32 protein-coding genes are annotated in these 25,999 nt (G+C 36.2%); all 32 read right to left on the reverse strand.

Features of this window, described 5'->3' with window-relative positions:
- Positions 1–7 precede the first annotated feature (7 nt).
- Positions 8–763 (reverse strand): flagellar hook-basal body protein, encoded by a 756-nt coding sequence (locus tag ACKI3H_RS05375; RefSeq protein WP_407371245.1) that lies wholly within the window; start codon positions 761–763, stop codon positions 8–10.
- 12 nt (positions 764–775) lie between these two features.
- Positions 776–1,534: a flagellar hook-basal body protein gene (locus tag ACKI3H_RS05380; protein ID WP_407371246.1), complete on the reverse strand. Its 759-nt coding sequence runs from the start codon at positions 1,532–1,534 to the stop codon at positions 776–778.
- Positions 1,527–2,243 (reverse strand): sigma-70 family RNA polymerase sigma factor, encoded by a 717-nt coding sequence (locus ACKI3H_RS05385; RefSeq protein ID WP_407371247.1) that lies wholly within the window; start codon positions 2,241–2,243, stop codon positions 1,527–1,529. The genes ACKI3H_RS05380 and ACKI3H_RS05385 overlap by 8 nt, the downstream gene beginning before the upstream one ends.
- A 97-nt stretch (positions 2,244–2,340) precedes the next feature.
- Positions 2,341–4,422 carry a flagellar biosynthesis protein FlhA gene (gene flhA / locus ACKI3H_RS05390; RefSeq protein ID WP_407371248.1) on the reverse strand — a complete coding sequence of 694 codons (2,082 nt, stop codon included), beginning with the start codon at positions 4,420–4,422 and terminating at the stop codon, positions 2,341–2,343.
- A gap of 28 nt (positions 4,423–4,450) precedes the next feature.
- Positions 4,451–5,518, reverse strand: a complete 1,068-nt coding sequence (flhB, locus tag ACKI3H_RS05395; protein WP_407371249.1) for a flagellar biosynthesis protein FlhB — start codon at positions 5,516–5,518, stop codon at positions 4,451–4,453.
- 130 nt (positions 5,519–5,648) lie between these two features.
- Positions 5,649–6,401 carry a flagellar biosynthetic protein FliR gene (fliR, locus tag ACKI3H_RS05400; RefSeq protein WP_407371250.1) on the reverse strand — a complete coding sequence of 251 codons (753 nt, stop codon included), beginning with the start codon at positions 6,399–6,401 and terminating at the stop codon, positions 5,649–5,651.
- Between the two features lie 10 nt (positions 6,402–6,411).
- Entirely contained in the window at positions 6,412–6,675 is a 264-nt protein-coding gene (gene fliQ, locus ACKI3H_RS05405) for a flagellar biosynthesis protein FliQ (protein ID WP_407371251.1), read from the reverse strand.
- A 10-nt stretch (positions 6,676–6,685) separates the two neighbouring features.
- Complete coding sequence (gene fliP, locus ACKI3H_RS05410) at positions 6,686–7,456, reverse strand: flagellar type III secretion system pore protein FliP (RefSeq protein WP_407371386.1); 771 nt, start codon at positions 7,454–7,456, stop codon at positions 6,686–6,688.
- Complete coding sequence (locus ACKI3H_RS05415; protein ID WP_407371252.1) at positions 7,453–7,845, reverse strand: flagellar biosynthetic protein FliO; 393 nt, start codon at positions 7,843–7,845, stop codon at positions 7,453–7,455. The genes fliP and ACKI3H_RS05415 overlap by 4 nt, the downstream gene beginning before the upstream one ends.
- Positions 7,846–7,872: 27 nt before the next feature.
- Entirely contained in the window at positions 7,873–8,340 is a 468-nt protein-coding gene (gene fliL / locus ACKI3H_RS05420) for a flagellar basal body-associated protein FliL (RefSeq protein WP_407371253.1), read from the reverse strand.
- Between the two features lie 5 nt (positions 8,341–8,345).
- Entirely contained in the window at positions 8,346–9,077 is a 732-nt protein-coding gene (locus ACKI3H_RS05425) for a flagellar motor protein MotB (protein ID WP_407371254.1), read from the reverse strand.
- A complete protein-coding gene (locus tag ACKI3H_RS05430; protein WP_407371255.1) occupies positions 9,070–9,879 on the reverse strand; it encodes a motility protein A in 810 nt (269 codons plus the stop codon). The genes ACKI3H_RS05425 and ACKI3H_RS05430 overlap by 8 nt, the downstream gene beginning before the upstream one ends.
- Complete coding sequence (locus ACKI3H_RS05435) at positions 9,876–10,136, reverse strand: flagellar FlbD family protein (RefSeq protein ID WP_407371256.1); 261 nt, start codon at positions 10,134–10,136, stop codon at positions 9,876–9,878. The genes ACKI3H_RS05430 and ACKI3H_RS05435 overlap by 4 nt, the downstream gene beginning before the upstream one ends.
- A gap of 33 nt (positions 10,137–10,169) precedes the next feature.
- A complete protein-coding gene (locus tag ACKI3H_RS05440; RefSeq protein ID WP_407371257.1) occupies positions 10,170–11,033 on the reverse strand; it encodes a flagellar hook-basal body complex protein in 864 nt (287 codons plus the stop codon).
- 71 nt (positions 11,034–11,104) lie between these two features.
- Positions 11,105–11,485: a TIGR02530 family flagellar biosynthesis protein gene (locus ACKI3H_RS05445; RefSeq protein ID WP_407371258.1), complete on the reverse strand. Its 381-nt coding sequence runs from the start codon at positions 11,483–11,485 to the stop codon at positions 11,105–11,107.
- On the reverse strand, positions 11,485–11,916 hold the full coding sequence (locus ACKI3H_RS05450; protein ID WP_407371259.1) for a flagellar hook assembly protein: 432 nt from the start codon (positions 11,914–11,916) through the stop codon (positions 11,485–11,487). The genes ACKI3H_RS05445 and ACKI3H_RS05450 overlap by 1 nt, the downstream gene beginning before the upstream one ends.
- A gap of 13 nt (positions 11,917–11,929) precedes the next feature.
- Positions 11,930–13,426: a flagellar hook-length control protein FliK gene (locus ACKI3H_RS05455; RefSeq protein WP_407371260.1), complete on the reverse strand. Its 1,497-nt coding sequence runs from the start codon at positions 13,424–13,426 to the stop codon at positions 11,930–11,932.
- A 56-nt stretch (positions 13,427–13,482) separates the two neighbouring features.
- The gene (gene fliJ / locus ACKI3H_RS05460; protein ID WP_407371261.1) at positions 13,483–13,926 is read right to left on the reverse strand and encodes a flagellar export protein FliJ; all 444 of its coding nucleotides are present in this window, start codon (positions 13,924–13,926) and stop codon (positions 13,483–13,485) included.
- A gap of 11 nt (positions 13,927–13,937) precedes the next feature.
- On the reverse strand, positions 13,938–15,269 hold the full coding sequence (gene fliI / locus ACKI3H_RS05465) for a flagellar protein export ATPase FliI (RefSeq protein ID WP_407371387.1): 1,332 nt from the start codon (positions 15,267–15,269) through the stop codon (positions 13,938–13,940).
- Between the two features lie 2 nt (positions 15,270–15,271).
- Positions 15,272–16,030, reverse strand: a complete 759-nt coding sequence (locus ACKI3H_RS05470; protein ID WP_407371262.1) for a FliH/SctL family protein — start codon at positions 16,028–16,030, stop codon at positions 15,272–15,274.
- Positions 16,014–17,018, reverse strand: coding sequence for a flagellar motor switch protein FliG (fliG, locus tag ACKI3H_RS05475; RefSeq protein WP_407371263.1), 1,005 nt, complete (start codon positions 17,016–17,018; stop codon positions 16,014–16,016). Before fliG ends, ACKI3H_RS05470 begins: the two co-directional genes overlap by 17 nt.
- A gap of 8 nt (positions 17,019–17,026) precedes the next feature.
- Positions 17,027–18,601, reverse strand: coding sequence for a flagellar basal-body MS-ring/collar protein FliF (fliF, locus tag ACKI3H_RS05480; RefSeq protein WP_407371264.1), 1,575 nt, complete (start codon positions 18,599–18,601; stop codon positions 17,027–17,029).
- A gap of 27 nt (positions 18,602–18,628) precedes the next feature.
- The gene (gene fliE, locus ACKI3H_RS05485; protein ID WP_407371265.1) at positions 18,629–18,949 is read right to left on the reverse strand and encodes a flagellar hook-basal body complex protein FliE; all 321 of its coding nucleotides are present in this window, start codon (positions 18,947–18,949) and stop codon (positions 18,629–18,631) included.
- Between the two features lie 26 nt (positions 18,950–18,975).
- Positions 18,976–19,413, reverse strand: a complete 438-nt coding sequence (gene flgC, locus ACKI3H_RS05490) for a flagellar basal body rod protein FlgC (protein ID WP_407371266.1) — start codon at positions 19,411–19,413, stop codon at positions 18,976–18,978.
- 28 nt (positions 19,414–19,441) lie between these two features.
- Positions 19,442–19,822: a flagellar basal body rod protein FlgB gene (gene flgB / locus ACKI3H_RS05495; protein ID WP_407371267.1), complete on the reverse strand. Its 381-nt coding sequence runs from the start codon at positions 19,820–19,822 to the stop codon at positions 19,442–19,444.
- 421 nt (positions 19,823–20,243) lie between these two features.
- Complete coding sequence (fliS, locus tag ACKI3H_RS05500; RefSeq protein ID WP_407371268.1) at positions 20,244–20,609, reverse strand: flagellar export chaperone FliS; 366 nt, start codon at positions 20,607–20,609, stop codon at positions 20,244–20,246.
- A 34-nt stretch (positions 20,610–20,643) separates the two neighbouring features.
- Entirely contained in the window at positions 20,644–21,009 is a 366-nt protein-coding gene (locus tag ACKI3H_RS05505) for a flagellar cap protein (RefSeq protein ID WP_407371269.1), read from the reverse strand.
- Between the two features lie 45 nt (positions 21,010–21,054).
- Positions 21,055–22,539, reverse strand: a complete 1,485-nt coding sequence (fliD, locus tag ACKI3H_RS05510; protein ID WP_407371270.1) for a flagellar filament capping protein FliD — start codon at positions 22,537–22,539, stop codon at positions 21,055–21,057.
- A gap of 4 nt (positions 22,540–22,543) precedes the next feature.
- Positions 22,544–22,915, reverse strand: a complete 372-nt coding sequence (locus ACKI3H_RS05515) for a flagellar protein FlaG (RefSeq protein ID WP_407371271.1) — start codon at positions 22,913–22,915, stop codon at positions 22,544–22,546.
- Between the two features lie 98 nt (positions 22,916–23,013).
- Positions 23,014–23,886, reverse strand: coding sequence for a flagellin (locus tag ACKI3H_RS05520; RefSeq protein ID WP_407371272.1), 873 nt, complete (start codon positions 23,884–23,886; stop codon positions 23,014–23,016).
- Positions 23,887–24,017: 131 nt separating this feature from the next.
- The gene (locus ACKI3H_RS05525; protein WP_407371273.1) at positions 24,018–24,869 is read right to left on the reverse strand and encodes a flagellin; all 852 of its coding nucleotides are present in this window, start codon (positions 24,867–24,869) and stop codon (positions 24,018–24,020) included.
- Between the two features lie 203 nt (positions 24,870–25,072).
- Positions 25,073–25,996, reverse strand: a complete 924-nt coding sequence (gene flgL / locus ACKI3H_RS05530) for a flagellar hook-associated protein FlgL (protein ID WP_407371274.1) — start codon at positions 25,994–25,996, stop codon at positions 25,073–25,075.
- Positions 25,997–25,999 lie beyond the last annotated feature (3 nt).

Here is a 25,999-nt window from a genome sequence, read left to right on the forward strand (position 1 = left end):
ACCAAGTCTATTGTTTAAACTGGTTGATCACAGAAGCCATTTCATCTGTTCCCTGAGCGACTTTAAGATTTAAGGAGTACGAACGCTGTGCCAACATCATTTCAGTAATAGAAGAGGCTAAGTCAACATTTGATGCTTCTAAATAATTTTGTTGAATGGAACCTTCACCTGTCCCAAAAGCACCATTGTAACTGTATTTGTTCTCTCCAATAGGTTCCAGTTCATTTGTTTGAGTTGGGTAGAATAACGGAATGGTTCCTACTAATGTACTTCCATTCTCTGAATGAATCGTTACTTCGCCGTTTACAGCAATGGAGACGTCACCCTCAGGCCATTGATTTTTCGGAATAACCGTCTGTATTTCCAAAGTATCACCATTACCATTTGTGATTGATTTATCTCCGTTTACTTGAAAAGCTCCATCACGTGTCAAATATCGTTCACCATTTTCTCCAATAACTCCAAAGAAACCTTCACCAGCAATCGCTAAGTGATAATCATTCGAATCAGAAATCAGAGATCCTTGGGCAAAATTCGTAGACGTTACACCACTTTTTGATCCTCTATTGATTCCAGCATTTTGAACCGTATCCGATAGGTAATCTGCTTCACCATTCATATCATTCAACAGCAACTCATTAAAACTGATGTTTTTAGATTTGTATCCAGTGGTATTAATATTTGCAATGTCATTTGATACAGCATCCATTTGATTTTGGATTGCATTCATGCCGCTTTTACTGATGCTTAAAGGTATACTCAATTTCATTTCCTCCTAGACTTTCCCAACTTCATTTACCGCTTTTCTTAACGTTTCATCCGCAGCACTGAGGGCTTTTTGATTGGCTTCAAATTCTCTTGAAACTTGCATTAAGTTCGTGATTTCATCGACTGTTTGTACATTAGATGTTTCTAGATAATTCTGTTGCATAACTGTTTCATCCATTTGTACCGTTCCACCTTGTCCAGTGAACATTGTGTCTCCAGCTCTGGTTAATCCAGCTGTATTCTCAAATTCAGTGACCATCAAACTCATTCCGGTTCCTGAGATATTGCCTCTGTTGTCAATTGAAAACTCTGTTCCATTAACTTGAATTGGAGCAGACTGTCCACCTGCCGTTGTTCCAAGAACACGGTAGCCCTCTTGAGTGACTAGTTCTCCAGTATCATTAACAGCAAAGTTTCCGTTACGTGTATAGTAATTTCCACCATTTGGCGCTTCTACTGTAAAAAAGCCGTCTCCTTGAATCGCTATGTCGGTTGGAGAAGCCGTAGCTTTTAAACCACCTTGACTAAAATTTTGAGCGATTTCATCAATCTGATTGCCAAAGGTAAATCCGCCGATATCTTGCTGTTGATTTAAGAACGGGCCATCTAAATGGTTGGACATCATTTCTGATGCGCGTGTACTTTGAATGATTTCTTGCGATTTGTAACCGGAGGTATTGATGTTGGCTACATTTGCACTAATATTTTCTTGTTTCTTTTGCAAAATATTAAAATTATTATTGAGTGTGGTTAAACTTCTAATCATCGTATTCTCTCCTCATCGATTCTTTTAATTTCAAAATCATTTTGCCGTGTATTTGTGAAACCCTAGGAACCGAAATATCAAAGATATACGCAATTTCTTTCAGTGACAACTCTTCAACATAATACAAGTTTAAAATGGTTTGTTCTCTCTTATCCAATTTGCTGACATTCTTTGTTAGCAGCTGCTGACGTTCTTTGTCGAGTAAGGTATCTTCAGAGCCCGTCTCATGCTTATCTTCTAAGAAATCAATCAACTCAGTGGAATTTCCGTCATCACTAAACATCACTTTTTCTAGTGATACAGATGCAAGATTATGTACTGTTTCGTGAATTTTTGTTAAAGCCTTTTCATCGATCTTTAATTCTTCGCAAATTTCTTTTTCAGTAGGTGTACGCATGAGTGTTGCTTCCAGCTTTTCTTTCGCACGGTAATAGTCGTTCAACTTTCCCATTCTGGTTCGAGATACAGGAGCCGTTTTTCTGATTTCATCAATGATCGAGCCTTTTATTCTAATATACGCATATCCCTCAAAAGGAACTTTTTTCGATTTATCGAATTTTTCCAGTGCATCCATCAGACCAATAACCCCAATATTATATAAATCGTCTCGGTCATATTCACTTCGCTTAACATCAATTCGATTAACAATTTTTTCTACTAGGGGAAGGTATTTAATGATTTCCTTTTCCCTATCATTTTCATAATACATTTATACCCCTCCACCTTAGAAAACGGAATGAGTTGGAACGAAAACAATCTATCTCATTCTCGTTCTTCCTTCACTCTGCTTACCTCTCTATTTGCATTTATCCTTCGATCATGCCAACTGTTTCAATCGGAATGTCATTTGGTACCTCGTTTAATGATACAACTGTTAAATCAGGAAAATTATATGAAATCAGATTTTTCATAGCTGGCCTTACTTTTGGTGAAGCCAATAAAACATGTGGTATCCCTCTAGCTGATAATTGGTTATGAATGGATGTGATACTATCAAAAATCCTTGTAACCGTTTCTGGTTGCAAGATTGGAATGGAACCAGCAGAAGACTTTTGAATGCTTCGTGTGATCAATTCTTCTGTATCAGGCATTATGGTAACTACTTGAAGAACATTTTGTTCATCTAAGTAAGGTTTGACCACTGTCCGTTTCAGGGCTTGACGTACATATTCAGTCAGCATTTCAATGTCTTTGGTCGTGTTTCCATAATCCGCTAAAGTTTCTAATATAGTGACTAGGTCATTGATTGGAATGCTTTCTTTCAATAAGTTTTGCAAGACTTTTTGAACTTCACCTAAACGAAGAATGTCGGGGATCAGTTCATCAATGACTACGCCATACTTATCTTTGATTCCTTCGAGCAATTGTTTTACTTCTTGTCTGCCTAATAGTTCATAACTAGACTTGAAAATGGTCTCTTTCAAATGAGTCACTAAAACCGTTATCGGATCTACAACTGTATACCCTCGTAAGTCAGCTGTTTCGCGGTCGCCTTCATTTACCCACATAGCGTCCAAACCAAAAGCGGGTTCTTTAGTTGGAATGCCATCAAAGTCAAACTCTGTTTCACCAGGATCTACGATCATGTATTTATCTAAGTACAATTCTCCACGAGCTACGACATTTCCTTTGATTTTGATAACATAATCATTGGCTTTCAGTTGCAAATTATCTCTGATTCGAATGGGACTCAATAAGATGCCTAATTCATGAGCACTTTGTTTACGAATGGTTGTAATATGACTCATCAAGTTATTGTCTTGATTTTCATCCGCAATGGGAATCAAGCCGTAACCAATTTCAATCGAAATCGGATCCACTTGAAAGGAAGCTACTGATTCATCCGGACTCTTTTCTTGGCTCGTACGTTGTGCTGCTTTCGCTCGGATCTCTTTGGCTTGTTGATTTGATTTCTGTGATTTTTCATTTTCCATCAATAAGTATCCAGCTACTCCAGCTACTAATCCCAATACTAAAAATGGGATAGTTGGAAAACCTGGCATAATCGCGAATAAAAGTAATATAGAGGATAGCATCATCATTACTTTTGGTGAATGGAATAATTCTTCTCCAATGGAACTACCAAAACCTTTGATGCTTCCAGAACGAGTCACTAAGATTCCGGATGCTACTGAAATCAATAGTGAAGGAATCTGGCTGACCAGTCCATCCCCAATGGTCAATTGACCAAAGGTAGTCAAAGCTTCCATAATCTCCATATCATTTTGTAAGGAATGAATAGCTATTCCGCCAATTAGGTTAATGACGGTGATGATCAACCCAGCGATAGCATCCCCTTTTACGAATTTACTCGCTCCATCCATTGCTCCGAAAAACTGTGTTTCTCTTTCAAGGTCTGAACGTCTTTTTTTAGCTGTATCTTCATTGATCAGTCCAGAGTTCAAATCTGCATCAATCGCCATTTGTTTACCTGGCATTGCATCTAAAGTAAATCGTGCAGAAACTTCAGAAACACGACTTGCTCCGTTGGTGACAACCATCATTTGGATAATAACGATAATAATAAAGATTACCGCTCCAACAATGAAATTACTTCCTGTTACAACGTTAGCAAAGGTTTCAATTACGGCTCCTGCTTCTCCTTCAGTTAAAATTAGCCTTGTAGAAGAGATGTTCAATGCTAAACGAAACATGGTTGTAATCAATAATAGTGTCGGAAAAGTTGAGAATTCTAACACATTTTTTGTGAACAGAGTCAGCAGTAGTATCGTAATCGACAATGCTATATTGATGATCAGCATAAAATCGAGTAATCCAGCTGGTAATGGAATAATAATCATTCCTAAAATCATCATTACAAAAAATGCAACAATAACATCCATTGAACTGGTTAGTTTTTCAATTTTTCCCCAAAAAGCAGTAGACATGTTTTTGAACTCCTTATCTTAAAAAGCATTAAATCTTGTGTTTGTTTAGTTCTTCCATTTGATAAACCAGTGCTAATATTTCAGCAATGGCTTGGTAAAGATCAACGGGAACTGGCTGTCCAATCTCAACCGTTTTATACATCGCTCTAGCGACTGGTTTATTTTCAATAATCGGAATATCAAAATCCTTAGCCCGTTCTCTAATTTTGGCAGCTTGATAATCTGCTCCTTTAGCCACAATAATTGGTACTTCATCTTTCCCTTTTTCATACCGAATGGCAATAGCTAAATGTGTTGGATTCGTTATAATAGCTGTTGCAGTTTCCACATCTTGCAATGCTCCTTTTGACAACTGACGGTATCGTTGTCTCCTTTGAGATTTAATTTGTGGATCACCTTCAGATTCCTTGTATTCATCTTTCAACTCTTGTTTAGACATTTTTAAATTTTTCCGGTAATCATAAACTTGATAGATATAATCAATCAAACCTAATAGAAGCAGCAGTACACCTAATTGGGTTCCCAATTCCAATACAAGATCGGACATTAAGAAAAACAACTTTTCCGTTCCCACATTGCTTGAATTAAGAATCAAATAGATGGAGGTTTCAAGCGTTTTATACGCCATCCAAAAAACGAGAGCCAATTTAGCAACGTTTTTTATCATCGTAAACAATGTTTTTTTACTGAACATGTTCTTAAACCCACTAATAGGATTTATTTTGCTTAACTTAAATTTAATAGGCTCTGCAGAAAACAAAAATCCAGTCTGGGCAATACTTGATACAAATGCTGCTACAAAGGCAATTGCTAGAAATGGTCCAGCTAAAACTAAAACAAAAATGATTGATTTCATCCCAATATTTGCTAGATTATTTTCTAATCCATTTACGGTAAATCCTGCCGATAAGTAATTCTGTAAATAAAGTAAACTGTATTTCAATATGTAATTTCCTAAAAAAGTAGCTGCAAAAATGAAAACGATAAATGTAACAGCGGAAGTTAAATCTGGACTTTTGGGAATCTCACCTTTTTTTCTAGTGTCCCTTAGTTTCTTTGGACTGGCTTTTTCGGTTTTTCCATCTTTTTCCGCCATTTGTTCTCACCTCACATTTTTCAGGTTCTATCATTTTTAATATTGGTTGATTAGTTCAGTTGATTACCCAAAATTTCTTCTGGAATGAAACGATTTGCTTGGGAAAAGTCATGGAACCACAACACTTTTTTTACAACGACTGAACAAATTCATTCATGTACTTCACCATTAATGGTAACGTTGTGCGAATATTTTCAAATAGCGTTGGCAGTAAAATCAGCATGATCACAAAACTTGCCACGATTTTTAAAGGCATCCCTAAAATCAAAACGTTGATTTGAGGGACCGAACGTGAAATCAATCCTAAGATAACTTCCGTCAATAAAGCGACAATTACCATTGGTGCAGACAAGTTAAATGCCAGTTCAAAAATGATTCCTAATAACTTCATCATTCCTTCAACACCAAAATCGCCTATGTTTGTACTAGAAATCGGCATCGTTTGAAACGATTGAACCAAGCTTTTAATGACGATATGATGTAAATTAGTCAAATAAAATACGCACATAGACAACCAGTAATAAATTTTCCCATAGTAAGAAACATTTATTCCCATACTTGGATCGTACACGGCTCCCATTGAAAAACCCACTTGGAAATCCACAAAATTCCCTGCAATTTCAACTGCAGAAAAGAAGAGTTTTGTAATAAATCCAATGGCTATCCCGAGAAGGAGTTCTTTTAAAATCAGTATAGCGAAAAAAAATGTTCCAGCTTCTTGTTCCATCACGGGTACTGCTGAATAAGTTGCAAGCGTGATGCCCATTGATAAGGCAATTTTAGCCACACTTGGCAGACCTTTAATAGAAAATCCTGGACTTAGCACAATAAAAGAAGTTATTCGTATAAATATTAAGATAATCGTTTGTAATTGTATTGTCATGATTACCCTCTCAAAGTTCCGCGATCATTTCAAAAATCTTCTGCGTAAATCCGACTAGACTGTTTAGCATAAAATTCCCAAAAACGATCAACGAGACGATCACAGCTAAGATTTTAGGCACAAAACTTAATGTCTGTTCCTGAAGTTGTGTTGTTGCTTGTATGATACTAATGATCAACCCTATGACTAGTGCAATGATCAATGTCGGACCAGCTACGGTGATCATAATCATAAAGGCTTCTCTTATAATGTCTAAAACTTTTACTGTTGTCATTTTTACACCTCTACTGAAATCCTGTGACTAACGATTCAACCACTAAGTACCATCCATCAACTAAAACAAATAATAATAATTTAAACGGCAAAGAAATCATGACCGGAGACAGCATAAACATCCCCATCGACATTAATATGCTGGCTACTACAATATCAATCACTAAAAATGGAATGAAAATTAAAAATCCAATACTGAATGCTGTCCGTAGTTCACTAATAATAAAAGCTGGGATAGCTACTGTTAACGAAAGATCATTTATATCTGCTGGTTTATCCATTTCAGATATATCTAAAAATAATTGAATATCTTCGTCTCTGGTTTGTTTATACATAAACTCTTTTATTGGCAACTCTGCCGATTCAAATGCGGCTTGTCCAGATATTTCTTCATTTATGTAAGGGGTAATCGCTTCATTCATAACATCAGTATAAACAGGCTGCATAATAAACAAAGATAAAAACAAGGCGATTCCCATTAACACCAAGTTAGGCGGGTTTTGCTGCGTCCCTAACGAACTCCTGACAAATGAAAGTACAACAATGATACGCGTAAAACAAGTTGTCAATACTAAAAATGTCGGGGCTAGACTAAGGGCTGTTGTTAATAAAAATAGTTGAACAACTTGAGAGGTTTCTCCAGTCTCATTGCCCAGAACTTCCGATAATCCACTTAACCCATCCGTGATTTCTGCAGCTGTTACGACTTGCGGAAAGAGTAAAATACTTATTAAAAAGAGGGTAAAGGATAACATTAAAATTTTTTTCTTTTGCAACTTTATTTCCTCTTTTCATAGAAAGATTGGTACTGAGACTGCAATGATTTAAAAGTGTGAATGGCTTTTTTCTCCGATTGTTGTTTTTTAGACTTCGTCGGGTCAACTACTGTTGGTTCATCTATACTTGCTGTAATTTTTTCCTTTTCTTCTGCAGTCAGTTCTCTTAATATTTCATTGCGTGTATCTGTAAAACTCATTAAGTAATACGTACCTGCAATTTCTACAATGCTAAGTGCTGAACTTTTACTGATTGGGGTTCTCTCTATCACTTTAATCACTTGATTTCTTTTCGTCATAAATGTGTTTAAGTATTTCAATCCGTAATTCGCTGCAAGTATGATCACAATTAGAGCCACAACACTTTTTAACACATAACTTAGTCCAAGTTCCAATCTTTTACTCCTCCTTCTTCAATTCTTCTATTGGGTAACAATATTCGTAATAAAAATATCATCCACAAGATCTTCATCAATTTTAGAATTAATAGCCTCTATTAATTCTTCTTTGATCAATAATTTAGTGTCTTCTTCTTTAAAAACAGTATCTTCTGTTTTTTTACGTAAAACTGAGATAACGGAATCTCTGATTTGAGCGATATTCGCGGTCAGCTTTTCCTCAGCTCCCTCTTTTGAACTGTGTAGTGTAAGTTCGATTTTTAAAAAATTCTTCTTAACGGATGTACCAGAATCTAAATTAATCAAAAATTCGTCTAAAGGAACAGTTATTTCTACAACTTCCTCTTTAGATAAATCTGAAATGATTGCCTGAGCTTTACCAGAAGTAAAACCAAAAGTGACGACTCCTCCTATTGTTATTGCTAAGAAAACAATAACAATCCATATCCATATTTTCTTTCCTTTAGTCGTTTTAATTTTTTCAGATTCCATCTGCTTTACTCCCCCTGCCGATCATAAACAAGTACGATGTTTACTCTTCTATTTTTTTCTTTATTTTCTTCTGTATCATTTGGAGCAATGGGATGGTATTCCCCATAGCCTTTTGCTGAAAGACGCGTTGGATCAACCTGTCTTTCTTCACTTAAATAACGTAAAACCGACAAGGCTCTACCTGTAGATAGTTCCCAGTTGCTGCTGAATAAAGAATTATTCATAGGAACATTATCTGTATATCCTTCAACAACAACATCATTTTCAAACTGCTGAATCAATTCACCTAAATCATTTAATGTGCTTTTACCTGAATCAGCTATAATGGCACTTCCACTTCCAAATAATATAGATTCTTGAATATTGACATAAATTCCATCTTGATCATATTCAACACTTGCTTGAGCAGTCATCTCATTTGCTTCTAAAAAAGCCACAACTTCGTTATACATTTCAATTAATTCTGGATCAATAGTCTCTTCAATTGTTTCAGTCTCTAGTTCTGTTTTTGTTTCAGTATCTGTTGCTGTACTTCCTTCAATTACAGAATCTCCTCCATTAAAGGCTGACTGAATCGAATTGGATGCTTCTTGAAATTTTTCTAAGCTTACACTTGACATAGAATAGAGAAGAATGAAAAATGTCAACAATAACGACATCAAATCTGAAAAGGTCGTTATCCAACCTCCTCCACCAGAGCTACTGCTAGTTTCTTTCTTTTTCCTTCTTCTAGCCATAATTTTGTTCCTCTTGTTGTAGCTTCTCTACTGCTTTCATCGTATCTTCATTACTTTCAAATGACATATAGCCTTTTAATTTCTGTTCAATTACACGTGGATTTTCTCCAGCTTGCAAAGATAATACACCTTCTATGATCATTTCACAGAACTTCATCTCTTCATTCGTTTGCATTTGCAAATTGCTTGCGATTGGAATGAATATTAAATTAGCTAAGAAGCTACCATAAAAAGTCGTTATCAAGGCAGTTGCCATTCCTACACCGATTGTACTAGGGTCATTTAATTCTCCCAGCATAATTACTAAACCAATCAGTGTACCAATCATTCCGAAAGCCGGTGCCATTTCTCCCCATTTTAAAAAGATATCTTGACCAATACTATGTCTTTTCTCAATATTTTCTGCTGTAATCTCCATAATGTCTCGGACGGTTTCTGGTTCTAAACCGTCGACAACCATTTGTAGTCCAGTTACCATCAATTCATTATCTTGTTCCACGATATCTTCTTCAATCGCTAAAATCCCTTGACTTCTTGCTTTTCTAGACAATGATGCAAACGTTTCAATCAATTTAGCATAATCAGGATTTGGGTCAAGTATTAGATTTTTCAAAATAGACGGTAATTTTTTAATCGATTTCAATGGAAAACTAATTAAAATTGCACTAAATGAACCACCCAACGTTATCACTAGAGAAGGTGCATCTAAAAAGCTGGCAATATTCCCACTAGAAGTAATCGACCAAATGATCAATCCAATGCCTAAAATCAAACCGACTATTGGTACAATATTTTTTTTCATAATTCTCCTTCTGAAAAACCGTTAACTATTTTTCTTCTGTACTGAATGATTTTTTTCACTATTTCTTCATCTGTCTCGGTAACTCGTAAGCTTTTACCATCAACCAATGTAATCATAGTGTCGAAAGAACGGTCTATTCGATAAATTAAATCGCAATTCAAATAAAATTCTTTTCCTGAAACAGTTGTTAAAGCAATCATACTCAAACCCCATTCTGTTTTGATTTCTTTGTCAAGATAGAAGGATTCTTGAACCATCAAGAATCCTTCTTACTCAGACTCAAAAATTAATTATCTTTTCAGGTTGATTAGTTCTTCTAACATTGTATCCGAAGTTGTAATACTTCTGGAGTTCGCTTGATAAGATCTGCTGGTTACGATCATCTCAGTAAATTCATTCGCTAAGTCCACGTTAGACATTTCCAAGAACCCAGAACGAATACTTCCATATCCTGCATCTGATGGATTTCCATCTACAGGAACTCCTGAGTTAGCAGATTCTGAGTAAAGATTTCCACCACTTTTTTGCAGACCATCCGGATTAGAGAATGAAGTTAATCCCAAACGACCTATTACCCTAGAGTTTCCACCGCTGTAAGAACCTACTATAAATCCATCACTATCTACACTGTAGCTTTGTAATTCAAATGTATTGCCACCTTCTTGAATAGTTTGAGGAATATTTATAGGTGCCATGTTTGTCCCTAAGTCTTCTGCATCAAAATTAGCGTCATTTACAGCAGGGGGGGTGGACATGTATCCTTGTACTTGCAGTCCACCACTCGTTACTAAATTACCACTAGGATCTGCGTAAAATCCTCCGTCTCTAGTATAAAATGTATTGGTTCCATCTGTTACATTAAAAAATGAACTGTCCCCGTTTTCAATCCCAAAATCTAATGCTCTTCCGGTAGATTGCAATGATCCACCTGACATAACGGTATCAATTGATCCGACTTGAACTCCTAAACCAACTTGTTGAGCATTGATTCCTGTTTGCGCCGATGCATTTGTTTGGCTTAACATATCTTCAAAACGCACTCTTCCTGTTTTAAAGGCTGTTGTATTTACATTAGCAATATTGTTTGAGATAACGTCCATTTTTGTTTGAATATTTTTCATTCCTGTAACACCTGAGTATAGTGATTTTAACATTTTTTTTCCTCCATTCGATTATCCCACTTCAGTCATTCCATGGGGTGCAGCCTCTTTTAAGTCCAGCTGATTTATACGTTGATTTTTTTTACACTGTCAATATTGGTGATGGTTTCCATTTCATTTGCATTCATAGCTGTGATAATGGTTCGATTGTTGATACTTGCAATTAATGCCATATCTTTATAGACGATCAATGAGTTTTTTGACCCTTTTTGATTCAATTCTTCTACTGCATCTTCGATGGTCGTTAAATCGGTTTGATCTAGTTGAATCCCTCGTTCTTCCATTCGTTTTTGCGCATGGTTCGAAATTTTCATTTCTGTAGAAGATGCTTGAGTCTGCAACGATTCCTTAAAGAATGTCTGGAATGTTCGATCAATTTTTTGGTTGATTAAGTTGGATCTATTTTCTATTGATTGATTTTGTGCACCTTCAACGCGAAAAGACATTAAGTCTGATCACCAACTTCTAAAATAGAATTTAATGCATAATCTTTGCCAGCTACTTGAATCGTCGCGTAACCTTTATCAAATTTAACCTTATCAACGTTCCCACTGATAAAACCTGATTCGGCACCTGCTACTTTGACTTCTTTTCCTAATAGACTTAAAGCTTGTTGCTGTTGAGTCATCAAGACATTCATATTTAGTGTTTCTGAAACTGTTGTTAATTGATCCAATGTATTGAATTGTGCCAATTGAGCAAGATAATCGGTTTCTCCGCCGCCACCACTGCTTCCACTCTCACCTGGCATAGAAGGCATCTTTATCGACGCTGCCATGATTTGTAAAAAATCTTCAGTTGCAAGTTCATTATTTTTTTTTTCAGTAGATGAAACATTATTAATTGATCCCATCATGAAATCTGTTGGAAAGTCCATTGTTTTCTTCCTCTCACACTAATATGCTGAGTCTTTTTGTATTACTTTCTACTGTTGCTTCAGATAGTAGTATCTCTTTTTCGTTAGCGGTAAAATTTGTTTGTTGCTTTCCAAAAGTACTCTTCTTCTCTTCTCCCTGTCTTTCTTGTGAAGTAAAATCAGAAGATGGATTTTCGTTCACTTGAATGGTCAAGTCACCTAATCGAATGTTTTGACGATCCAGTTTATCCGTTAGCTGATTCATCCCAGTGGTTAATAACTCTCTTGTTTCCACATTATCCACAATAATCTTAGTTACCAACACATTGTCCGTTAACTCTACGGTAATCTTGACCTCACCCATCCGTTCAGGTGTTAATGTCACATGTGCAGTAGATTGCTTACCACTTAAAACTGTTTCAGCCTGCTCCATAACCACTTCATTTACCATTTGGAGACCTGTGTGTTTGACCGTTTCTAAGACGTTTGCTTGTTTGACAGAAGCTGTTTCAATGATTTGTTGCTGTTGAACAGATTGTCCTTGAGTCTCAACTTCAGAGAATTGAGTAACAGCTTCATAACTATCTGAATTCTTCAAACGTGAAACTGAGTCTTTAAGAACAATTTCGGTCGAAATAATTTCAGTTAGTTTGGTTAGTTTACTTTCATCTATCATTGCTTCTGGTTGCTGATCGCTATCAATTTGCGTTTCATTAATCTGTACTGGTAATTCATTTAATGAGTTTACAGTTGCACTATTAGGTTCAGACATTATTTGGTTAGCTAACCGTCCGTTTTTCCATTCGGCAGTTAAAAAACGTCCATTTGATAGAACAACATCCGCTAGTACCGTTTCTTTTTTCATAGAAGACCGAACATTCTCCGTTTGGATCAAACTAGATTCTTCTAATGAAAGGTTCGTTTCTTTTTCTAAAGGAATTTCCTCAGTTGTTTTACGAATAAGCTCACTATCTATCATCGGTTTAGAGACAGCCGTTTTTGTTGGTTCTTCGTTCATTGCCGTTTGACTCACTACACTCTTTTGCAATTCTTTTTTTTCCTTCGTTAAAGGCTCCACAAAAGGTTCTTCAAGCTGAGCATGTTTGGTATTAGCCAATGGATCTTCATTTTGAACAATTGCTACTATTTTCTCAGTTTCATCATCCATTTGTTTTCCAAAAATTGGCTCACTACTCTTTAGTTGTGGATTCATTTCAGTTTTTGATGATTCAAATAGATTAGTTTCTATTGTTTGTTGCTCTGTATTTGGGCTAAACAACAGACCAGTGTAAAGTAGCGGTGACTCTAAGATAATTGTTTCATCGTTTGGTTCTTTATTACTTTCTTTGTCTTGGTTATCTTTTTCAGTCGTCCCTTCGGAATCAGAAACCTCTTTATGTATCGTGCCTGGTTGCTCTTTTTTTAAATACCCTGCAAGTTGAGTTTCAAATTCTTCAGGTACTATTTCTTGCTTTTGATTAGACAGTTGTTGTGGACCAGTACTAGTGGTTACCACAGGAGTTGGATTCATTTCTTTTTCACCTCCTTTCAATGGGGAATAAGTCCAATTACTTATGAATAGGTCTATTAATAATAGGTTTTCCCAAAACTTAAGGTAGCCATCTCATCTAATTGTTTCTGTTCCTCTTGTTTCTCTTGTTCCATCAAAAATATGTATTCTTTTTCCTTTAACTTTTCCATGACTTTTCGGTCTTTATGGGCTTCCATTAACTCGACACGAGCCACTTCAACTTCTTTTTCAGCCTTCGTAATCAGATTCTTTTGATGAATGATTTTTTCATCAATCATATTCTTATATAGATGCTGACGACGCAATACATCGATTCGAGTAGTCGATAAACTATCATTTTTAATTTTAATATTTTCGCCTATTAATCGTTGTAGAATAGTTTCTTGCTTTTCTTTTTGTTGTTGAACCTGACCTAAATTCTTTTTTTTCTCTTCCTCAGTATCGGATCTCCAGTCGAGAACTTTTTCCATTGAAAATGTATAATTTGCTATGTCATTCACCCCAAGTCACTTTAATTAACGAACTGCTGTACTTCAAAGAGCGTTTTTAGCTGGTCCACAACTTCATCAAAAGCATATCGTTCATCCACTCGTTGTTTTAAAAAATCCTTTATCGGTGTATTTAATTGAACCGCTCGGTCGACTAGTGGATTGCTGCCTTTACGATAAGCTCCTACATCGATCAAATCTTTTGAATCTGAATAGATAGACATGTTTTCTTTTAATTTCCCAGCTATTGCCGAATGTTTTTCGGCTGTAATATCTTTCATCAAACGGCTAATACTATTTTGAACATCGATTGCCGGGTAATGATTTTCTGAAGCAATTTTTCGCGACAATACGATGTGACCATCTAAGATTCCACGTACGGAATCGGCAATGGGTTCATTCATATCGTCCCCTTCAACCAATACGGTATAAAAGGCTGTAATTGAACCCGTTTCAGACATCCCACTTCGTTCTAATAATTTAGGTAATGTCGTAAATACTGAAGGTGTATACCCTTTTGTAGTTGGCGGCTCACCAGTTGCCAACCCAATTTCACGTTGCGCCATAGCTACACGTGTAACAGAATCCATCATTAACACAACTTTTTTGCCCTGATCTCGAAAATACTCAGCAATCGTAGTCGCTACGGAAGCTCCTTTTAAACGCACAAGTGGTGGCATATCAGATGTTGCACAGACAACGACCGATTTCCGGTATCCTTCTTCGCCTAGATCTTTTTCGATAAATTCCAGTACTTCTCTTCCACGTTCTCCAATTAGTCCGATCACGATGATATCTGCCTCAATGTAACGGGCCATCATACCCAACAAGGTACTTTTCCCAACCCCACTACCTGCAAATATCCCGATGCGTTGGCCTTCGCCGACAGTTAATGTTCCATCAATGGCTTTTATTCCTGTAGGCATAACATCCTTGATTTTTTTTCGTTTAAACGGATTAGGCGAACTTCGGTTTACGTCATAAAATACGCCATCAACTTCTAAGGAGGTATCCATCGGTCGACCTAAACCGTCCAATGTATTACCCAGTAATTTTTCACTGATTTCGACTTTTAATGTTTTGCCAGTCGGTTTGACTAAACAGCCGGGCCCAATGCCTTCTAATTCATCTAAAGGCATCAGCAATACCATTTCATCGACGAATCCAACGACTTCACTCAAGGCGACTCTACCGGACGATTTGATATGGATCTCGCATACTTCACCAACAAACGCATCTAATCCTTCTACTTTAATAATCAAGCCTGTCACTTGACTAACTTTCCCCATTTTTAAGTAGTAGCTCTTTTTATTCAATTGGTTGTGATATGTTTCAAAAGGAATATTAAACATCATCGTCACTCCGCATTCTTCATCTCATCTATCATAGCATCCAATTGCTTTCTAACTTGTAAATCAACGATTGCATGGGCATTTTCAACTACACACCCGTTTTTATCCAAAGTATTATCGGATAGTACCGCAAACCGAATATCTTGATTTTCTTTTTCAAACTCTTTTACTTTTTCTTTTACCAATTCTTTTTGTTCTGGTCTGACCATCAAGGTAATGAATTGATCTTCTCGCTTCAAACGATGCAGCACCGGGTTGATCAAATCCATGACTTGATCCGATGAAACATCGATATTTTTATGGACAATGGTTTCTGCCATATGTCCTGCTAATTCAATGAACTCATTTTTTTTTGCTTGATAATAGTTTTCTACTACTTCTTGGGCTTCATCTAACATATTTCGAATGTTTTCTCGCATACGCTGGCTTTCTTCATCTGCTTGTTTCATACCCACTGCATAACCTGTTGTGTAGCCCATTTCGTACCCCTGTGTCTTACCTTCTTCAAAACCTTGTTTTTCAGCTGCTTCTTTTAGTTTGTTCGCTTCTTTTTCTGCTTCTGAAAGAATGGCTTGTTCTTTTTGACGTGTTTCAGCTAATAAAGCTCTAGCTTGAGCAGCTTCAATGGGTTCCACTATCTGCTCTTCACTCGAGTGTTCTTCCTCCTCAGGAAATTTATCTGCTGTCATCGCCGTTTGGATAAAAGACCGGCTGTCTTGGGTAAAAGACTGTCCTTGTTTGATAATCTTATGAGATAATTGCATCTTGTTCGCCTCTTCTCAAGTAAATCTCGCCTTTTTCATCTAAGCGGCGTATCACTGTCACAATGCGTTGTTGAGCTTCCTCAACCGCTGATAAGCGAGTAGGTCCCATAAATTGCAGATCTTCTTTAAGCGTTTCAACCGCACGTGAAGAAAGGTTGGTATAAACAAAATTCTTGATTTCATCCGACACGCCTTTAAGTGCCAATGCCAAATCGTCATTCTTAACATCTCTAAGAACTTTTTGTACATCGCCTTTTTCAAGTGTGATAATATCCTCGAATGTAAATAGACTTGCTTTGATTTCTTCAGCCAATTCAGGTTGTTTTTGTTCCAATACACTGATGATATTTTTCTCTGTACTTCTTCCAACAGAATTTAAAATTTCTACTAATGTACGAACGCCACCGACTGTTTCCAAATCATTTTCAATGTAATTAGAGAATTTGTTCTCAATAACTTTTTCAATCTTTTCAATAATAGCTGGAGAAGTGCTGGTGATTGTTCCAATTCTTTCAGCGATTTCCGACTGCAAATCGATTGGAAACTCAGCTAAAACCAATGCTGCTTTTTCAGGTTGCATGTAACATAAAATCAATGCCACCGTTTGTGGTTGCTCATTGAGCAGCAGATTAGTCAATTGCTGCGGATCCGCTTTTCGCGCAATATTGAATGGTCGCTCACGCAGTTGAATTTGATTCAGCATATCGATGACTTCTTTGGCACGTTGCGGACCAATAGCCATATTCAATAGATTTTTAGCGTAATCAATTCCTCCATCGATCACGTATTCTCTTGCTTGAGACATTTCGATAAATTCATTAATGACTGCATCCCGCTCTTCTGGGTTCACATAGTCAATATTGGCTATTTCATAACTTACTTTTTGAATATAGCTGTCTGGCAAACTTTTCATAATTTTGGCTGCCGTTTCTGAGCCTAGAGATATCAGCAATATAGCCGCTTTTTTTAACCCGTCTACTTCTTTCATATCTTCACCTACTCATCCTTCATCCAAATTTTGATCAAGTCAGCCGCGCCTTCCGGACTTTCTTTCGCATAATCTCTTACTTTACTTTCTTTTTCAGACATATTTTTGTTTAGTTCTCTCTTCATGTCAGCTTTTTCTTTTGCTTTTCTTTCTTCCTCAGTTGGTCTTACCGGACGCACAGGTGCTGCGACTGGTTCAAGCTCTTCCTCATCAAAGAAATCCAGCTCATCTTCTTCATCATTTCGCTTACGTAACAAACGCAATAATACAATGAGAATAATGATAATGGCTAGTCCACCTGCTAGGTAAGGCCAATACCGAATAAGTGTAGCTTGAACACTACTCTTTAATTGTTCAGGTGTTGTTGTTTCCGTTACTTCAGTAGAGGTAGCAAAATCGATACCTTGTATGGTAATCGTGTCACGTTCTTCAACTGAACCAATGGTAGTAGCCACAATTGCTTCAAGTGAGTCCTGATCTGCTGGACTTAAATTGCCGTCAAAAATAACCGAAGCGCTTAATTGTTCAACTTCTCCGGGTGCTTTGATGGTATTGGTTGTTTCTGAATTCAACTCATAATTCGTCGTACGATTATAGGTAGAGTTTCCACCTTCTTCGCCACTTTCAATTTGGTTGATACTATTTTCGAATCCTTCGCCTTCTTCGACATCAATCGTTCCGCCACCTGCAGAAACCGTTTCGCTTCGGACAGAAGAATCTCCATAGTTAATGATCTCACTTTCACTTGAATCAAAATTCATTTCCGCATTAACGGCAACCGTCATTTTATCCATTCCGTAAATCGGGCCCAATGTTTGAAGTAATTTTTGTTCCAATTCTTGTTCATAACTTTTAGTGATCGCTTGGTATTTACTAACTAGATCGGTCGCATTTAAATTTCCTTCATCTTCCAATGCCGTACTCAATAAATTACCTGCTGTATCCACAATTTTGATATTTTCTTTTGGTAGATTATCGACTGCTCCTGAAATTAGCGAAGCGATTCCTTGAACAGCAGACATCGGGATTTGAGACCCATTTATTGGTGTCAATACAATAGAAGCTGATGCTTTTGTTTGGTTTTCTTCATTTGTAAAAACACTGTCTTCTGGTAGTGATAACATGACCTTTGCTTGTTCAATAGAGTCCAAGGCAGAAATGGAGCGTTCCAGCTCACCAGTGACAGCTCTTTGGTACATGATTTTCCGATCTTCATCCGTCGCCATCATGCTGGTTTCGTCAAAAATTTCAAAACCGGTGTTACTTTTTGGCAGCATATCGTTTACAGCCAATTCAATTCTATATGTATCCACTTGGGATTGATCTATTAAAATCGTTGTTCCATCATCTTCTAGTTTATACTTGATACCTTTAGTCTTTATATCATTAACGATCGTACCCGCATCAGCTTCTTCTAAATCAGAGAACAACGTGGCATATTCTACTTTTTGTGTATAATAGGTCAGCCCCATCACAATACTGACAACAAATATAAGAACAAAAACGAGCCCAGTTTGTTTGCTTTTGCCTAGATTTTTCCAACCGTCTTTGATGCCAGTCCAGATTTTCTTCATTCCATCCATTATTAGCATAACTCCCTCAAAAACTCATTAAAATTGCATGTTTTTTATTTCATTGTAAGCTTCTAAACCTTTATTTCTTAATTGTAAGGCTAATTCTAATGATAATTGCGCCTCAGATGTTTGAATCATGACATTATGTAAATTATCTGTATTTCCAGTAATTAAATCTTGCACCCCTTGATTCGCTGCAACTTGTTGCTCATTTAGTGAACCCATCGCGTTTTCTAGCATTCCTGAAAATGACGATAAACCTGTCGTTGCTTCACTTGATTGTTCATTCACTCCACTGGTTAGTCCCGTTTGAGCTGGCCCACTTACCAAGCTGTTAAAAAGTGCATCTACATTCATTTAAATTCTCCTCTAAACTCATTTTATTATCCTATCGTGATTTGTAAGGCTTTAGACAGCATCTCTTTACTGGCATTCATCGCTGTCACGTTGGCATCATACGTACGCAATGTCGTCATCATATCAATCATTTCATCAGCCATATTCACATTTGGCATCTGAACATAACCTTCTTCATTAGCATCAGGATGTGTTGGATTGTACTCCATCACGATATCATCTGCATTTTCTCTAATTTCAGTTGGTTTGACACCAAAACTTTTTTCAGTACCTTGACCAGCTAAAGAGGTTTCAACTTGTTTAAAACTTTCTTCAAACACCACTTCTTTTTTTAAGTAAGGACCTTCACCGTCTTCTGTTCGCGTAGTATTCACATTTGCAATATTTGTTGAAATCGTGTCTAACTTTAACCGTTCTAAACTTAATCCGCTCGCGTTTATCTGCATAGAATCAAAAATGGACATTTTTACACCTTCTTCATCATTTTTATTGCTACTTCGTAATTACACTACGCAACATGGAATATTTAGCGTTTAATTGAGTCACCAGCGAATTATAATAAATAGAATTGCTAGCTTCTTCAGCCATTTCAATATCGATATCGACGTTATTGCCGTTTTCCTTCACCGAAGTATCGGTTCTTTTGGATACGACCGGTGTCACTTCATTTAAATTTCCAAAACCGATATGTAAATCGTTCGTCTTTTCCATTGCTGTACCATTCGAAACATTTTTTAAAATACTTTCAAATTCGACTTTATTTACCTTGTAATCTGCCGTATTCACATTCGCGATATTACTTGAAATCATTTCTTGTCTCATGGACGCTGCATCTAATGCATTTTTCATTAAATTAAAAGTAGGGTCATTCATTATCTTATCCTCCATAATTAATTTCTCATATTGCTCACTATTAGCCATTAGTTCTTAATCATTTTTTATTAATAAAATACACTTGTTATTAATTATTATACGTCTTTTATTGATATTTCTGGGTAACTATTCATGTATATCAACACTTAGAAAGTATATCCTTTTTTTTTTTATTCAGCAATAGACTTTACACAAACATTACGTTCATAAAAACACAAGATTGTATTTTTATTGAAAATGAGGTTTTTCTAAGACTTTTTTTTTTAGTTTGAACATCAAAGAAAAACGCTATCAAACACTAATCCGCGCAAAAAAACCTCACTTTTTTTAAGTAAGGCAGAAGAGATCTATTCAATTTACAGATATATTTCATTTGTTTTAAAAATGTGTCTAAAAATCAACAAATGTTGGTTTTTATATTTCACTCAATTTCGATCCAAGCATCCCGTAATTCCTCAACTAATTTACGACTGCGTTGGACGTCTTCAACATTTTTCGATAGATTTGATTTGATCAATTCGCTAGCGATGTATTCATACATGCGAAAAAGGTTTTCAGCAACTTCTCCACCTTTTTCAAAGTCTAACGTATTCATTAACTCCGCTATAATATCCTGTGCTTTGATCAATACTTGATTTGTTTTCTCAATATTCTTTTCAGCAATACTAATTTCAGCTAATTTCAAATTTTTGATGCAACCTTCATATAAAAGGACAATCAATTTTTTTGGAGATGCATTTAAAATTTGATTTTCTTTATAAATCGCTGATCCATTTTTTTGGTACATTGTTTTTACCTCCTGCTATTCAAACTAGTTGTTACTAGATACCTCTGTCTACAAATACCGGAGCGCGTTGCACTGACATATAATTATCTCTAACTTTATTTTTTTGATTGATTTGTTTCATTTTATTCATCAAGCTTATTTTTTCGCCACGAATAGCAGCAATCATTTGTTGTTGTTTCGGAATGATCACAGTAAGAAGTTGTTTTTCGATTGAAGTGTACTGGAATGCTTCATCTTCACTTAACTGCTGCTCAATTTTTTTTAATCGATCCATGTTTTGTTCATTCTCAGATATCAATGTTACAGCTTCTTCTGCACTGCCATTCCATGAATCCAGCAAATTTTTAATATTTTCCAATACATCCGTTCGAAGTTTAGCCCATTGAGTATCGGTTGTCATAGTGAGACCTCCTCTATTCTTTATTATCTTAAGTAGACTTATCTTTTAGGTAGTTGTGCTAAATTGACTTTGCAGGTAAGCTAGTTGCGATTCTGCTTCCATCATAGCTGTATCTAAGCGGGTAAACATAGCAACGTAATTTTCACGTTTTTTCACTAGACGCTCATTGAATTTTGTAATGCTACTAGAAAGGTCTTTTAATGATTTATCATAGGTGTTCGATTTAGTCGCAATAATACCAGTTTTTTCTGAAATATACGTGTCTATTAAAGAACGCATTTTTTGAGCCATACCGACTTCGGTTTCAGTAGTTATAGTTGTTGGATTGCCATTCTCATCTACTCCTGTTGTTTCAGTTGAAGTCGTTTGGAACAACAGTTTTTTTACCGCTGTTGGATCATCTTTTAATGCTGTTTTCAATTTCTCTGTATCAAGTGAGGCCTTACCATATCGGTCTACTGAAATACCCACTGCTTCTAAGTTATTGTATGCAACATTTCCAGTATTTGCGGCTCCAGTCATTAAAGAGCGCAAACTTGATTGTAATCGCATTAAAGAACTGTCCCCAACTAATGCTCCAGTAGTATTGCTTTCAGCAGAAGGATCGCCAACATCTAATTGATCACCAATAAAATCTAAAGTTGAATTGTATTGATCTACAAATTCCTGAAATGCTTTTACTGACATATCTGTATCTTCTTTAATGCCAATAGTAATAGGCTTAGAGGCTTCCGTTACGCCTTTTAGTTCAAGTGTTAAACCTTCGACAGCATCGGTGATACTATTCGTATCGCGAGTCATTTCAATACCATCTATTTTAAGTATCGCTGACTGTCCAGCTACTTGTTTTGAGCTTGCTCCTAACCCTAGTTCATCAACCATACTGCCCGTATCTGTTTTGCCCCCAGCAGTTAATGTACCTTCAAACGACATTGTGCGTTCACCCATTTTACTATCTGTCATAACAATTCGGTTATCAACAATTTTGGCTTGTATACCCGTTTCTTTTGACACTTCATTGATCTTGCTAACGATATCTTTCAAGCTGTCTTTTTCTAAAATTTTAATTTCAAATCCTATTTTAGGCGTTTCACCATCTACTTCTGGACCAGCTTTTTCGTGATTTATAATAGTAAATGTTCCAGTTAGCCCTAAACTTTCTTTAATTGTTTTTCCAGCAGCTGAGCTAACAACACCTGATGTTGTTTGGGTTGCAGTTGCTAATCGAGATACTTCAATGCTGTAATCACTTGCTGTTGAATCAGTGTTGGCCGTAATGCCTACTTTACTTTCGTCACTGGATGTTGCTAGTTTTGATTGGAAGGTTTTATCCTCTCCAAGAGTGCCTAGCTTTGTAAACAAACTATCTAAACGTGTGTTGATGTCTTTCCATGCATTTTTTTCTGCTGTAATGCTTGTTTGCTTATTTGTATATTGAACAAGTTTACCAGATTCGGCTTCAATCATTGAGTCAATTGTTGCTGAATCGATACCGGAATACGATCCTAAAAAACTAATACTACCAGCCATTATTTCACTCCTTTCGATCTATTACGATTCCTGCCATGTCCCAAATGCCCGCAATAACATCAAGCATTTTTTCTGGAGGAATCTCTTTTACCACTTCTTCTGTTTGTTTATCGACCAATCTAACAACTGTTCTACCTGTACCTTCGTGCACTTTAAAATCAAATTGTGTATTTAGTCCCAATAAGAACTGATTGGCTTTTTCTATAGATAGTTCCAGTTCTTCTTTAGATATTTCAGAAACGATTATAGGTTCCTTTATTTCTTTTGTATCTGACTTTTCTTTTATGTAAGAATTTTGTATACCCGATTGATGGATTGTATTCGATTCTACCTGACGAATTTGAAGAGATTTAGTGACAGCTTGTATAATATCCATATCTGACAACTCCATTTCTCAACATCATATAGTTTACTATAAATAAAAAACCGGCACAATGCCGGCTTTTATCGTGCTTCAAAGTCTTTAAACAATTATTATTGTAATAATTGTAGAACACCTTGAGGCATTTGGTTAGCTTGAGCCAACATTGCTGTTGAAGCTTGAGAAAGAATGTTTGATTTAGTAAAGCTCATCATTTCTTCAGCCATATCTACGTCAGTAATACGAGAATTTGCTTCTGAAAGGTTTTCTTTTGTTGTAGCTAAGTTAGAAACAGTGTGGTCTAAACGATTTTGTGTTGCACCTAAATTTGCACGTTCTGTTGATACTGAACTAATTGCATTATCAAGTTTTCCAATAACTGTATCAAAGTCAGCTGCTGTTAATGTCCCCGTAGAAACATCCAATTTATCTGTTGGATCTAATGTACCATCAGTAACAGTTCCGATTTCAAGAGATGCAGCTGTCATATCTGCAACTTTTAATGTAATATCTTGTCCTTTGTTAGCTCCAATTTGGAAAGTAAAACTGCTACCTTCTCCTGCAGTTCCTCCTTCTTTCAACAATTTCTTACCATTAAATTCTGTTTGGTTTGCAATACGATCAACTTCTAAGGTTAGTGAATCCATTTCTTTTTGGATTGCTCCTCTATCTTCAGAAGTATTTGTATCATTCTTCGCTTGAACAGCTAAATCACGCATACGGTTTAAGATGCTGTGTGTTTCTGTTAATCCACCTTCAGCTGTTTGGATCAATGAAATTCCATCTTGAGCGTTACGTGAAGCTTGATTCATCCCACTGATTTGATTTTTCATTTTTTCAGAAATTGCTAAACCTGCTGCATCATCCCCAGCTTTATTGATGCGTAGTCCAGATGATAATTTAGCTAATGAACTGCTTTTTGAAGCATTAGCTGAAGTTAGTTGAGAGTAAGTATTCATTGCTGCTGTGTTTGTATTGATTCTCATTATGTTATTCCTCCTAAGTTTAAAATTCAATTGCTTTTCTTGGTTTATATCGGACGATTTTTAGCTTCGTTAATATAAAAATTGAAATAAAAATTATTTCAATTTTTATACTTGTTGACTGATTAAAATTTTTATTGTAATAATTGTAGTACGCCTTGAGGCATTTGATTAGCTTGTGCCAACATTGCTGTTGAAGCTTGAGAAAGGATATTTGATTTAGTGAAGCTCATCATTTCTTCAGCCATATCTACATCAGTAATACGAGAATTTGCCTCTGAAAGGTTTTCTTTAGTTGTAGCTAAATTAGAAACTGTGTGGTCTAAACGGTTTTGTGTTGCACCTAAATTTGCACGTTCTGTTGATACTGAACTAATTGCTGTATCTAAATCTTCAATAACTTGATCAAAATCAGCTGCTGCAGTCGATACATCTGGACCAGTCATTGTGTCGCCTGTACCCGTACCTACTCCTAATTCACTAGCTGTCATATTAGATATACTTAGCGTAATATCTTGCCCTTTGTTAGCACCGATTTGGAAAGTGAAGCTAGTACCACTAGTACCATCATCTGCAGTTAATAATTTTTTCCCGTTAAACTCTGTCTGATTTGCAATGCGGTCTACTTCTTTAGTAAGAGAATCCATTTCTTTTTGGATAGCTCCTCTATCTTCGTCAGTATTCGTATCATTTTTAGACTGAACAGCTAAATCACGCATACGATTTAAGATGCTGTGTGTTTCTGTTAATCCACCCTCAGCTGTTTGAATCAATGAAATGCCATCTTGAGCGTTACGTGAAGCTTGATTCATACCGCTGATTTGATTTTTCATTTTTTCTGAGATTGCTAATCCTGCTGCATCATCCCCAGCTTTATTGATGCGTAATCCTGATGATAGTTTAGCTAATGAGCTGCTTTTTGAAGCGTTAGCTGATGTTAATTGAGAGTAAGTATTCATTGCTGCTGTATTTGTATTGATTCTCATGTTGTATTTCCTCCTAAATTCTATTTTGTGAAGGTGTTGCCTTCTACATCTTATATCGGTATGTTTCTTTATCTATTAAGCTTTTTTTCTATGTTACTTAACAATCATGCTTTATTTAAATAAGCTTGCCTTATATTTCTTATATCGGCAGAGCAGATTAAGAGTTAAGTCTTTTTTATGAATTAAATAAAAAAAAGACTATCTCAAAGATAGTCCAATATGCTTGTTTGCAATATTTTAGTTCCCATGGATACGGCTGCTTGGTAGGCCGTTGATTCCATGGTGTATTGCATGTATTTTTCTGCTAAATCAATATCTTGATTTTCAGATAACATCGTTTTAAGATTCAATTTTTCATTGTCATTACGCTCTAATGTCGCAGTTAATCGATTAAAGACAGATCCGATTTTTGAACGATTCGATACGACATTTTCGATTTCTTGATCTGCTCTGTCTAATAAGCCCGATAATTTTTCTGTATCATCTGCGTCTAAAGCAATTAATACCTCAGAAAAGAAAGAACCTAAATTATCTGAACCATCCGCATTTTGTGCATTCATAAAGTTACGACCATCCGTACTCAATTCTACTGAAACACCTGGCGCAATTTCACGTGACAAATTTCCATTACCTTCAGCTGTTCCACTATAAGTAATCCCAGTAATTTCACCAGCATCATTTTTTTGTACTTCAAATGGTTTCTCTGTGGTGTTTTTTCCTGCAAAAACATAACGTCCACCAAAGTTGGTATTCAATGCATCAACAGTTCCTTGAATTTCAGATTCAATCTCCGCTTTATTGGCTTGTCGGTCTTCGTGGCTTAGTGTGCCATTGGCTGAGTATTGAATCAATGTTTTGATGCGTTGCATCGATTCTGTAGCACTGCTTAACGCAGAATCTTGTACGTTAGTCCATTGGATAGCATCATTAATGGTTGTTTTGTATTGGTCATTTTGAATAATTGAATTATTTAGATCTAATATCTTTGACACTTTTAACGGATCGTCAGAAGGTTTACTAACTTCTTTTAATGTTGACAATTGATTTTGGTATTTCATCACATTTTCTGTATTAGCCGAAAGATTACGTAAGAAACTTCTCGACATTAACGAATCGGTTACACGCATTTC

It is taken from the genome of Carnobacterium sp. (assembly GCF_045617425.1).
In the GTDB taxonomy this organism is placed as follows: domain Bacteria; phylum Bacillota; class Bacilli; order Lactobacillales; family Carnobacteriaceae; genus Carnobacterium_B.